This window comes from Niameybacter massiliensis (assembly GCF_001282685.1).
GTDB classification, from domain to species: Bacteria; Bacillota; Clostridia; order Lachnospirales; family Cellulosilyticaceae; genus Holtiella; species Holtiella tumoricola.
Genome location: NZ_LN875034.1, coordinates 381224 through 393660 on the forward strand (window position 1 = coordinate 381224; position 12437 = coordinate 393660).

The 12437-nt window shown below is 33.4% G+C and carries 15 protein-coding genes; 11 read left to right on the plus strand and 4 right to left on the minus strand.

The window, feature by feature from the left end:
- Positions 1–124 precede the first annotated feature (124 nt).
- From BN2390_RS04190 to BN2390_RS04220, 7 genes are all read left to right on the plus strand, one after another.
- Positions 125–391 (plus strand): DUF1294 domain-containing protein, encoded by a 267-nt coding sequence (locus tag BN2390_RS04190; protein ID WP_082238574.1) that lies wholly within the window; start codon positions 125–127, stop codon positions 389–391.
- A 27-nt stretch (positions 392–418) separates the two neighbouring features.
- Complete coding sequence (locus tag BN2390_RS04195) at positions 419–787, plus strand: CoA-binding protein (protein WP_053983098.1); 369 nt, start codon at positions 419–421, stop codon at positions 785–787.
- Positions 788–825: 38 nt separating this feature from the next.
- Positions 826–1905 (plus strand): iron-containing alcohol dehydrogenase family protein, encoded by a 1080-nt coding sequence (locus BN2390_RS04200; protein ID WP_242847641.1) that lies wholly within the window; start codon positions 826–828, stop codon positions 1903–1905.
- Between the two features lie 335 nt (positions 1906–2240).
- A complete protein-coding gene (locus BN2390_RS04205; RefSeq protein ID WP_053983100.1) occupies positions 2241–3272 on the plus strand; it encodes a GNAT family N-acetyltransferase in 1032 nt (343 codons plus the stop codon).
- Between the two features lie 195 nt (positions 3273–3467).
- Positions 3468–4079, plus strand: coding sequence for a hypothetical protein (locus tag BN2390_RS04210; RefSeq protein ID WP_053983101.1), 612 nt, complete (start codon positions 3468–3470; stop codon positions 4077–4079).
- Positions 4080–4327: 248 nt separating this feature from the next.
- Positions 4328–5608, plus strand: a complete 1281-nt coding sequence (locus BN2390_RS04215) for an HD-GYP domain-containing protein (protein ID WP_053983102.1) — start codon at positions 4328–4330, stop codon at positions 5606–5608.
- 3 nt (positions 5609–5611) lie between these two features.
- Positions 5612–6175, plus strand: a complete 564-nt coding sequence (locus tag BN2390_RS04220) for a DUF5317 family protein (RefSeq protein ID WP_053983103.1) — start codon at positions 5612–5614, stop codon at positions 6173–6175.
- Here the strand turns inward: BN2390_RS04220 and BN2390_RS04225 are convergent.
- The 4 genes from BN2390_RS04225 to BN2390_RS21570 all read right to left on the minus strand — a co-directional run bounded on the left by BN2390_RS04225 (position 6148) and on the right by BN2390_RS21570 (position 8718).
- On the minus strand, positions 6148–7005 hold the full coding sequence (locus tag BN2390_RS04225) for a tRNA 2-thiocytidine biosynthesis TtcA family protein (protein ID WP_053983104.1): 858 nt from the start codon (positions 7003–7005) through the stop codon (positions 6148–6150). The two genes, BN2390_RS04220 and BN2390_RS04225, sit on opposite strands and share 28 nt — an antisense overlap.
- A 21-nt stretch (positions 7006–7026) precedes the next feature.
- Entirely contained in the window at positions 7027–7458 is a 432-nt protein-coding gene (locus tag BN2390_RS04230) for a universal stress protein (protein WP_053983105.1), read from the minus strand.
- 144 nt (positions 7459–7602) lie between these two features.
- A complete protein-coding gene (locus tag BN2390_RS04235; protein WP_053983106.1) occupies positions 7603–7932 on the minus strand; it encodes a hypothetical protein in 330 nt (109 codons plus the stop codon).
- A 156-nt stretch (positions 7933–8088) separates the two neighbouring features.
- On the minus strand, positions 8089–8718 hold the full coding sequence (locus tag BN2390_RS21570; protein ID WP_154668764.1) for a hypothetical protein: 630 nt from the start codon (positions 8716–8718) through the stop codon (positions 8089–8091).
- 150 nt (positions 8719–8868) lie between these two features.
- On the opposite strand from BN2390_RS21570, the gene BN2390_RS04245 reads away from it, so the two are divergent.
- From BN2390_RS04245 to BN2390_RS04255, 4 genes are all read left to right on the plus strand, one after another.
- Complete coding sequence (locus BN2390_RS04245; RefSeq protein ID WP_053983108.1) at positions 8869–9969, plus strand: YkvI family membrane protein; 1101 nt, start codon at positions 8869–8871, stop codon at positions 9967–9969.
- A gap of 17 nt (positions 9970–9986) precedes the next feature.
- On the plus strand, positions 9987–10142 hold the full coding sequence (locus tag BN2390_RS21575; RefSeq protein WP_154668765.1) for a hypothetical protein: 156 nt from the start codon (positions 9987–9989) through the stop codon (positions 10140–10142).
- 389 nt (positions 10143–10531) lie between these two features.
- Complete coding sequence (locus tag BN2390_RS04250; protein WP_053983109.1) at positions 10532–11482, plus strand: ABC transporter permease; 951 nt, start codon at positions 10532–10534, stop codon at positions 11480–11482.
- A 17-nt stretch (positions 11483–11499) separates the two neighbouring features.
- Positions 11500–12414: a carbohydrate ABC transporter permease gene (locus tag BN2390_RS04255; RefSeq protein WP_053983110.1), complete on the plus strand. Its 915-nt coding sequence runs from the start codon at positions 11500–11502 to the stop codon at positions 12412–12414.
- The last annotated feature ends 23 nt before the right edge of the window (positions 12415–12437 follow it).

Sequence of the window (12437 nt, forward strand, 5' to 3'; positions counted from 1 at the left end):
AATACTTATACAACATAAAATATAAAGATTGAGGCATATAAACGGATATATCTTCCAGTAGTATTGATTAAAGTTGAAAAATTCACTACAATAACAATAACACTATTAATTTTAGGAGGAAAACGTGGAATACTTATTCATTTATTTTTTAGTCATTAATCTTATAGGATTTGGAATGATGTATAGCGATAAAAAACGTGCAATTAAGAAAAAATACCGCATTCCAGAGAAAACACTTTTCCTTGTTGCATTAGTTGGTGGAAGTTTGGGGACAACATTAGGCATGGAGACTTTCAGACACAAGACAAAGCATTGGTATTTTAAATGGGGAATGCCAGCCATTTTTGTTTTGCAAATCATCATATTAGGTCTTGTTATGAAATACAAATAAGTAAAAAGCAGACAGAAGGAGTAGGCCATGCATTTAAGAGACTTTATGAAGCTAAAAAGCTGGGCTGTAGTAGGGGATGTAGATAATCCACTTAAATATGCTAATCAAATCAGAAATGAATTGAAAGAAAAAGGATATAAAGTATATGGTGTACATCCTACAGGAACAGGTTTCACTTATAAAAGCTTAAAAGATATAAAAGGTGATATAGACATCGTAGATTTATGTATTAATCCTATAGATGGTCTAGATTATATTAAGGAAATTGTAACATTAGGAATTAAGCACGTGCTGATTCAACCAGGTGCAGGGAGTGAAAAGATTATTTCCTATTTAAAAGAAAATGGGGTGATTGTCCTAGAAGGCTGTGCACTAGTAGGGATCAGATTATATTAAAAGAAAAGAGGGAATGGAAGATGATGAGTTCTTTTTTTATGCCAACGAAAGTAATAATAGGTGAAAATTGTATAGATGCTAATAGTCACTTATTAAAAGGTTTAGGAAGTAAAGCACTTATTGTAACAGGGAAACGTTCAGCTAAATTAAACGGATCAGGAAAAGATGTTGAAGATGCGTTAAGAAAAGAGAATATTCCCTTTGTTCTTTTTGATCAAATAGAAGAAAATCCTTCTTTAGAAACAGTAGAAAAAGCAAGAGATTTTGGATTAAAAGAAGGTGCAGACTTTGTTATTGGAATAGGTGGAGGCTCCCCTATTGATGCAGCAAAAGCGATAGCTGTACTACTTAAAAATACTGATTTAACAGGTGATACACTTATTTGTGGTAAAAGCTTAGAGGCATCACCAGTAGTAGCTGTGCCAACAACAGCAGGTACAGGAACTGAAGTTACACAATACTCTATCCTTACAGATCATAAGGCACAAACAAAGAAAAACATTGGACATACTGTATTTCCAAGGATTGCGTACTTAGATGCAAAATATATGTTAGATATGCCAAAGAATATTACTGTGCATACTGCAGTTGATGCATTAAGCCACTTAGTAGAGAGCTACTTGAATGTAAAAAGCAATGAGATTAGTGAAGCTTTAGTTGAAAGAGGTTTAGAGTACTGGGGGAACTGTGTTGATAACCTCTTAGGTGGATTCTTTACTTATGAGTGTCGCAAAGACTTGATGTTAGCTTCTATGCTAGGTGGTATGGCTATAGCTCAAACAGGCACAAGTTTACCACATGGTATGGGTTATGCACTTACTTATCACAAAGGCGTGCCACATGGCTTAGCAAATGGTGTACTTTATGTACATTATTTAAGATGCTTTAAAGACCAAGCAAAAGTTCAAAGACTTCATAAGCTCATTGGTGTAAAAAATCATGATGAACTAGAAAAGATTTTAACAGCCCTTTGTCTGACAGATATCAAAGTAACAGATGAAGAACTACAACAATACGCACAAGAAATGAGTGCAAATCAAGCAAAACTTCAAAATCACCCAGAAGAAATAGGGTATGAGGAGATTTATCATATTTATAAAGCAAGTTTAAATATTTGATGGAGTGAGGGCATGTAGGTAAGCTTATTGTATTCCAACTTCTAGTCCTCAACTTTTAAGACAGACTAAGCTCATTTCATCAAACTAACGGTCAAAACTCAGAAAAAAAGTTCACTTTTCTTCAAACATTTCCCTAAAACCAGTTTGATTGCATTTACTAAGCCTCTCTAAAAAGTTTGCGTAGAAAGTTTCCATACAATAACTTACCTTACAGCCTATCACATCATAGCCCCACCGGTAGAGGGCTAGCTAGACTACATCATATACTAAAAGTTTTTACTTCATAAAATATACTAATGAATGATGAAAATAAAAGTATTGTTAGGGGAGATAATATGATCGTTGTAAGGAAGATGGAGCCTAGTGAGGCTTCTGCTGTCAAGAAGGTGGGGCAGAGGGCTTTTGGGATAGTTGAGAGTTTATTTGTAACTAGGCCCAAGGAGGCAATGATTGCTTTATTGGATGATAAGATTGTTGGGGGCATTATTATTAAATACATAGTAAGTGATGGGAAAAAGATAGGGTACTACGATGGGGCTTTTATTGACTCGGATTACCAAGGTCTGGGGATAGGTAATAAGTTGTATGCAGAGACAACGAAATATTTATGGGAGCAAGGGTGTGATGCGCTTTGTGCTCTTGTAAAAGATGATAATGTTGGATCATGGAAATTGTTTTTGAATAATGGTTTTAGTCAAACAAGTATAAAAGAGGGCATACATCAGTTAGGTCTTGGAACCATGCTAAAAACTTATTTTACAACCCCATTTTTTATAGCTAATGGAATGGAGTTTTATCTTGCAGTCAAATATCAAAGTGTACAATCTAAAGTGTGTAAGACAGGTAGTCAAATTGCCTTATATCTTCTTGTGAATTTTTTATTGATGCTACCCACCTTATTTATGGGAAGGTCAAACTTTGGATTATTTATAAGTGCCTATATGGTTCTTCTAATAGGAGGCGTATTGTTTAGCTATATAGGTACTTTGTTCTCTAAAAGACAATGGTATTTTAGGATGAATAGTGGAGGTGCAGCCCTTGCTGCATTTATTAATCTCAGTGGTGCTTTTCCTATGATAGGTAGTTGGTATCCCGAAAAATATGAGAATACCCAGGCCTTCAAAAAAGATATGGGAATAAGTGCACTATGGGAATGGTTATTTGTATTAGGAGTAACATTTATAGCTCTTTTGTTAGAACCTTTGTACTTTAGGTATATGGCTCAAATAGGTGGTGTATTTCTGATTTTTCGTATACTTATTTTCTATCCATTTGAATCCTTTGGAGGAAGACGCGTTTATCTTTGGAATAAAGGATGGTATGGTGTATTAACGGTGCTATCTATTTTGTTATTAATGTTTTCGTAGTAGTTATTAAGATTTTGAACCTATTTAAAGAGCATGTATCTGTAGCATTTTAAATAGGTTCTTTTTATTTTTTTATAGATAGACATAAAATGAAATAAATGGTGTTAAATAAAAATATAAAAGAAACAAAAATATTTTAAAAGTGATAAAAATGTTATATTATAGACTTATGCTAACATATAGGGGGAGATTTGGATGGATACCATAGAGTTATGGAGTGACAGTATAAAAAAGATAAGTGGTGTAAAATATGTCAAGATTAAGGGTGACATTGAACATATTGAAGCAATACACATCGTAATAAATGGAATAAAGTCTCCTAAACAAATTGTTAGAGATGTGGAGGCAGTTTTGTTAGCCATGTTTGACTACCAGGTAGATCACAGAATAATAAGCGTGGCACAGCTTGAATTAGAAGAAGTTCAGACGATCATGCGTATTAAATATGAGGGGATTAACGTGAAGATGGATGACCCTTATATAGAATGCGATGTGCAACTTAGCCATAACGGACAAGTCTTTACACATACCGAAAGGGGTATAAGGACACCATTAAATAGATATATTACCATTGCTAAAGGAGCCGTTGGATGTATAGAGAAAGTGGTTCAAGGCAAATACTTTTTGGACATCATTGATGTTCAATTACATCAGAGTAAAGGGATAGAGTTTGTCTGTATCGTTATTCAGATGATTGGTAATAAGCAAGATGATACATTGATTGGAACGGCTATTATTAAAGATGATAGCTATGAAGCGGTTGTAAAAGCAACATTAGATGCGATTAACCGTAGAATTTTAACTTAGGTATAGGAGCCAATTATAAATACATAACCTCTAAGCGGAGCGGAATTATGACAGGCCAATAGCGGGCGTCTGTTAATTCACGTGAGAGGAGAATGAAACAATGAAAAATACATTCGCAAAATTATTACCAGTGGCATTTGCTTTATTAGCACTTGCAATCGCAGCTGGTGCAGAATTAACTTATATATTCTAAGATTGTATTGACTTTTATAATTGGCTTTTATATATAGATTAAGGAGATAATATACATGAAGCAATTAACATTAAAACAAAAAAGCTTCTTTTTGAGTATATATGCTATTGCAGTTAGTTTAATTATATATAGTACTATTCAGGGATGTTTTAAAATAGAAACCCAGCAGATAAGAGAAATTATATTTTTTATATTTGTAATAGGTTTAAGTGAGAGTGTAACTTTATGCTTTAAAAAAGTATCTTTTAGCACAACTTTTGCATTAACTCTGGCTACCTATTTAACATTAGGACCATTGCCGAGCTTGATATGTTTATTAGGAGGATTTCTAATTCGTGTACTTAAAATAGATGAAAATAAATATAAACATATTTTAAATACACCACTTTATGGAACAGCTTTTAATTGTAGTATGCTTATTATTAGTTTTTTAATAAGTCATCTATTATATACAAATATTACTATAGGGCTAAGTATTGAAAATCAATTCTTAGGGATTATTGCATTTTCGATAAGTTACTTTTTAGTTAATAAAGGACTTCTTGCTATGCTCCAAGGGATTTATGCAGGGGGAGTAATTAGCAAATATTTTAAAAATGAATTCTTCTTGTCAATGATTAGTTTTTTAATCATGATACCTTTTGGTTGGATGTTTGCAGTTCTTTATGAGCATTATAGTTATTGGGGAATTATTGTTCCACTATTCCCGGTTTTATTGATTCGTTATACATTTACATACTATGCAGAGGCAAAAGAGCAATATGTTCAAACGGTAGAAACATTGATGAATGCTGTAGAGGCAAGAGATTGCTATACTAATGGGCATTCAAAAAGAGTAGCTGAAGTGGCATCTCTTATTGCGAAGAAGCTAGGTTATAGGAATGGACAAATAGAAAAGCTTCGTATTGCTGCTATGTTGCATGATATAGGAAAGATAGGAATTAGTGATAATATTCTACATAAACCAGGTAAGCTAACTGATGAAGAGTTTGCTACTATAAAAAGTCATCCAGAGATTGGAGAAGGAATTATTAAGGATGTATCCAATCTAAAATATACAAGAAGTATTATTAGAAATCATCATGAACGTTATGATGGTAAAGGTTATCCAGACGGTAAAAAGGGTGATGAATTAAGTGTAGATGTTTATATCATCCAACTTGCAGATGCCATAGATGCTATGGCAAGTGACAGACCTTATCGTAAAGGCTTACCAGCTGATGTTATAGAAAGTGAAATAAGAAAAGGAAGAGGTACACAGTTCCATCCACATGTTGTGGATGCTTACCTTGATTTATTACAATCCAATGCGGAAATACAGAAAATTTGGGAGTAAAATATGTTTGTTCTATCAATAGTTGGTGCAATAATTATAGGCTATTTGTGTAAAGGACAACTGAGTAACTTGAGATTTGTACAAATAAAAGGGATTGCCTTTATCTTTGCTAGTTTCATTGTAGAATGGATAGCAAAAATACTTTTAAATCAAAATATGATTGAGTTAGGGAATGTTTCATGGAGCTTGCACCTTTTCACTTATATTTTACTAGGAATAATGATTATTAAAAATTGGGAAAAAGGCTCTATTAAACTTATTGGGATAGGGACATTGTTAAATGCTCTAGTTATTTTCTCTAATAATGGCATTATGCCAGTAGGGACATGGGCAATGGAACGATTAGGTATTCCAGAGGGGGCAACTTTACAAGGCATGTATCTTGTGATGCATGACCAGATGCATTTTAAAATACTAGCAGATATTTTGCCTATTCGAATTATGAATAGAGGATTTATTTTAAGTATAGGAGACTTATTCCTTATAGCGGGCATTATGATCATTATTATTTATGGAATGAAAAAAGAAACCTGTAGAAATTATTCTTCTACAGGTTTCCCATCATAAAGGTCCATAAAGTCATAATCAATACCATCTTTTTGATATCCGAGGATGGCATTCATATTAACGTTTTCAGCAGCTTTAAAAATAGACTTGTCCACTTGTGGATGAGTCTTTTTTAATGTAGCAATAAGCGCTTTAATCTCTGCACGTTTGCTAGAAGTCTCACCGGCAGCAACAGCACATCCACAATTCATAGCTTTGATACCATTGGCGCGGATAAAGCTTTTGATAGACTCTTCATGGACGTAGTAGAGAGGTCGTATAAGCTCTAATTCTGGGGAGTTGGTTGAGTGTAATTTAGGAAGCATAGTTTTAAAGTTACCAGCATAGAGTACATTCAGAAGAGTTGTTTCTATAACGTCATCAAAGTGATGGCCTAATGCTAACTTATTACAACCTAATTCTTTAGCTCTTGCATATAAGAAGCCACGACGCATACGTGCACACATATAGCAAGGGTAGTCAGAAGAGATACGTTCAATTACTTCAAAGATATCTGAGTCATAGAAATGTACAGGAATATCTAAATGTTTGCAGTTAGCAATAAGATTTGTTTTGTTCTCTTCGTTAAAACCTGGATCCATAGAAATAAAAACAGGGGTAAAGGGAGTATCTGTATGACGACTGAGCATTTGAAAAAGCTTCGCCAATAAGAGACTATCTTTACCACCCGAAATAGCTACTGCAATCACATCTCCTTCTTCAATAAGTTTATAGTCCTTAATTGCTTTGATAAAAGGAGACCATATATATTTTCTATAGTTTTTTTGAATACTACGTTCAATTTCAGATAAAGGCTTGATTTCCACTATTTCACCTCGATAAATAATCATTTAAGCCTTATTATAACAAGTTTACTTAGTGTACTCAAGAACATGAATTTGACATTTCTTCTCTAATTTATCTTTTGGAGAGATAACAAATTTACTATTAGAGTGTTCTTTTTGCTTTGGAATAACAATGAGGTCTACATTTTTTTGTTTTGCTACACTAATGATTGTATCTGTAGTTGGTCCGATAAGGCAAATGGTTTCATGTTCACAATCACTAAGGAGTGCATTGATTTTCTTTGCCATATCCTCTTGTGCCATTTGGACTAAATCCACATTTAAGTTTGCTATAGAATAAAGTAAGCTTGGATAGGTATAGCAATTTGTAAGTGAAAGTGGACTTGTAATATAGAGGCAGATAAGTTTAGCCCCATGCTCTTTTGCGAGAGCTTTAGTAAAGCAAATAAGGTCTGTATCCAGTGTGTGTGTAATAGGTAAGAGTATAGTAGTTGTCATAAAAATACCTCCTTTGCTATTGTATAAAATGATTATACCACAAAACAATAGCTTATTAAATATAACTATAATATAAATAGATTTTGATATTTTTATATAAAAAATATACCATTTTTAAAAAGAATAATATAAAATATCTAAGAATTACTCGTCAATTTGTTCAAGATGTAGAAAAGTGCTTATATTGTCAGAAGATTGTTCTGTTCCTTCAGGTAAGAAAACAATCTTAGGAGGCTTTTTGAACAAGTTAGAAGAAGTAGTAGGTGTATTTACTGTATAGTATAAATAGGCGGTTTCTTCGGGATAAAGATTACCTAAACATATTTTTTCTGCGTTAGGTGTAACATTTAAAGAACCACGTTCACGTACGATCATTAAACTATCTAATTGTGTTTTAAGGTCAGGTAGATATAACGTGACGTTGTTAAGCATTGTATCTGAAATATTGGTGATTTTGATATGATTATTAGCCATAGGAAAACTCCTTTCTCGAGCATAGTAGCTTTTATAGTATAATCCATTTGATTATATAATATATTATATGATTTTTGTGCTCAGTAATTGCTTAGAAGTTATTAAAAGCAAAAAAAGAGGTTGCTAGAAGCAACCTCTTTTTGTTTGGATGTTGTATTATTCACAACGACCCCATGTTGTAGTATTTTTACATGGTGATCCAAAGTTACTGCAAGGGCAATTGCAGCATTCATGATGGTGATGACGACGGCGAGGTTGGATACCAGGGTTATGATCATGTTCGCCACAACCACAGCCACAATCGCATCCACAACCACAGTTACATCCGCAGCCGCATCCGTCTTCAGAACCAGGACGACGACGAGGTTGGATACCAGGATTGTGATCATGTTCGCCACAGCCACATCCGCAATCACAGTCACGATCAGGTTTAGTACATCCGCAATCACAGTCACGATCAGGTTTAGTACATCCACAACCGCATCCGTCTTCAGAACCAGGACGACGACGAGGTTGGATACCAGGATTGTGATCATGTTCGCCACAGCCACAACCACAGCCACAGCCACAACCGCATCCGCAGCAGCATCCACAATTACATCCACAACCATAAGATGGTTTCTTTGCAGGTTTTGGAGGGCATGCACAGTTGCAACGATTTACAGTATAACCATATCCAGCACAGGTTTCTATACGAATGTCATTATTAGGCTCACATGATTTACAATTTGAATTTACATTAGAATTACAACAACAGCATTTACAACAATTACAATTACAAGACATAATATTCCTCCTTAAGAACTTTAAAGGGTTACTTCACTAGATATATTATGCAGCACCGACATAAATTGACATTATATATATAAATTTTAAAAACATATTTTTAAAATTCTTGAATATATATATATTGACAAGCTATATAAGGAGGAGGTTATGAAGAAGAATTTTCTCAGCATTCAATTAGCAACAATATTTGTGGGCAGCATAGTGGGGGCAGGGCTATCATCAGGTAGAGAGTTGAGCCAATTTTTTTCTACATATGGATATAAAAGTTTTATAGGACTTTTTATCTGTGCAATTTCTTACATATTAGTGGGGCGTATGATTGTAGATATTACGATGAAACATAATGTGAAATCATATAATGAATTTATTGATCTTGTTTGTCCTAAGGGAGTAGGGGCCTTTACAAACATTATCCTTACACTGTTTCTTTTAAGTAGTACAGTCATTATCCTTGCAGGAAGCTCCGCAGTTATTCATCAATACTTTGGTGTACCTAGATGGATAGGGTTTTTACTTATGGTGATTTTAAGTTTGATTATTTTACTTAGAAACACAGAAGGTCTTTTTGAAGTTAATATTGCTACAGTACCTTTATTAGTCATTATTATGAGTGCTATTTTTATTAGCTTTATAATAAGAAGACCAGAGACATTTTCTGTAGAGTATATTCAAGCACTTCCTTATACAAAGCAGAATTGGATTACATCAAGTTTAGTGTATTCAGGTTTTAATATTATTTCTATAGTAGGTATACTGGTGCCACTTACTTATGAATTAAGAGATCCTAAAGCACTTAATAAAGGAATACAAATAGGTTCTTGGGTACTTACGTTAGTAAGTTTTTTTATTGTGTTTTTGATGATGGTTAATTACACTTACCCACAACTTTATGAAATTCCTATTTTAGCAGTAGCAATGCAAGGGGGAAGAATTCTAAGAGTAGGCTTACTTGTTGTTATATGGATGGAGATGTTTTCATCCCAAATTTCTAATATATATAGTTTAACAAGAAGCTTAGAAAGTAAAGCAAAGATTCCGTATAAAAAAGGCGTTATTATTGTTTTGGCTATTGCAACACCATTTTCTTTTATTGGTTTTAGCAAATTGGTAGATATTCTTTATCCTTTATATGGGGTATTAAGCTTGGCATTTGTAATGTGCTGTATCATTTTTTATGTGAAAGAACATATAAGTATAAATTCATTAAAAAAAAGTAAGCAAAATGTGATTAGTAGGCATAGACTATAACATAGGTGTGTTATAAAATGCGTTTCAAAGAAGGTGCTCTTCTCGAAAGTGAAGATGTGCCTTCTTTTTTTTGTGTATTAATTTGTGTATTAAATAGAAGTATAAAGTATTTATTAATAAGGGAAGATAATGAATGTGAAATAAATAAAGAAAAAGAAAATTATAAAAAGTAAAGGAAGAGTTACTTTTTGTAATTGGATAAAGGACTATATATATTGTAAAAATATTCCTAGTAATAATACTGTAAGCTAAATTTAAAAAGCTGTGAAGTAATACTTTACAATAGAAAGTGATAGGTAAGGCACTTATTCACTAAAACAAAAATAGGGTTATAGGCAAAGTGATGATAAATGAATGTAAATTAAAAAATAAAAATGTATAATTAGTATAAAAGCGGATTGACAATAGTAAGTTAATAATTTATAATTTAGTTAACAAAAACTTACTTAAAATATTTTTATTAAACAAACTTTAAAGCTTTGTTAAGTACTTAGAGTATCTTATAGGATACAACTAGTAGCCAATCGAAACACAGCAGAACACTACATGAGGAGGCAGACCTATGAAAAAAACTTCTACAGATGCGGCGGCAATAGCTAAGCCAAAATCTAAGAACCTGTCAAAGCGTATCTTTGACTGCTGGCAGTTATACTTATTCGTATTACCAGCGATAATTTGTCTTTTACTTTTCTCTTATGTGCCAATGTACGGAGTACAATTAGCATTTAGAGACTACAACCCAATTATGGGGATTACAGGTAGCCCATGGGTTGGATTCGAACACTTTATTCGTTTCTTTAACTCATACCAATTTAAACAACTTATTAGTAACACATTAATCTTAAGCTTATACTCTTTAATAGTAGGATTCCCTATCCCTATTATCTTAGCTTTAGCATTAAACCAAGTTAAAAACAGTAAGTTCAAGAAATTTGTACAAACAGTTACTTATGCACCACACTTTATCTCAGTCGTAGTACTTGTAGGTATGCTTGGGATTTTCTTCTCAGTAAACGGTGGTTTAGTAAACCAAGTAGTACAATTATTTGGTGGAGAACCAAAATTATTCATGGGTGAAGTTAAATACTTCAGACATATGTATGTTTGGTCAGGAATCTGGCAAAGCATGGGATGGAGTGCGGTTATTTACTTAGCAGCATTATCAGGTGTTAGTCCAGAGCTTCATGAAGCAGCAACAGTAGATGGTGCGACAAAGCTTAAAAGAATTTGGCACATTGACCTTCCAACAATTCTTCCAACAATCGTTACATTACTTATTCTTAACTGTGGTTCTGTAATGAGTATGGGATTTGAAAAAGCATTCTTAATGCAAAACCCATTAAATACAGAGCACTCAGAAATCATTGCAACATATGTTTACAAAATGGGTCTTATCAATGCTGAGTATGGATTCTCAACAGCAGTTGGTTTATTTAACTCAGTAATTAACTGTATTTTACTTATTTCAGTTAATAAGATTTCTAAAAAAATCGGACAAGACGGATTGTGGTAAGAAAGGAGGAAAAGTAAATGTTAGAAAAAATATTTGGAGAAGGCTTCCATAAACAAGCAAAATCAGATAAGGTATTTGACGTTATTAATTACATCGGTTTAGCACTGATTCTGTTACTTGTACTTTATCCACTTTACTTTATCGTAATCGCATCATTTAGTTCACCTGATGCTGTATCAAGAGGTGAAGTTTGGCTATGGCCAGTAGAATTTAGTACAGAAGGGTACAAACGTATCTTTGAATACAAAGAAATTTGGACAGGATACGGTAACTCTCTTAAATACACAATAGTAGGTACAGGTGTTAACTTACTTCTTACTATTCCAGCGGCATTCGCAGTATCAAGAAAAGAATTAGTTGGTAAAAACGTAATCATGGCACTTTTCACATTCACTATGTTCTTTGGTGGTGGTCTTGTACCAACTTACTTACTTATCAACAACTTAGGTATGATGAATACAATTTGGGCACTTGTTCTTCCAGGTGCGGTAAGTGTATACAACCTTATCGTTGCAAGATCATTCTTTGCTCAAAGTATTCCAGAAGAATTATATGAAGCATCAATCGTTGATGGTTGTACTTATATGCAATACTTCTTTAAAGTTGTATTACCAGTTTCAAAACCAATTATCGCGGTTATGTTCCTTATCTACGCAGTAGGTCACTGGAACTCATACTTCAGCGCATTAATCTACTTAACAGATAGAGATATGTATCCTCTTCAAGTTATCTTAAGAGAAATCCTTATCCAACAACAATCTGTTGCTGGTGGTAGCTTAGCAAATGCTGAAGCAGTAGAAATGCAAAGAAAACTTTCTGAAATGATTAAATATGGTGTTATCATCGTTTCATCATTACCAGTACTTTGTATCTATCCATTCGTACAAAAACACTTTGTTAAAGGTATGATGATCGGTTCTGTTAAAGGTTGATATGAGCTCCTCTTAGGGGGAGT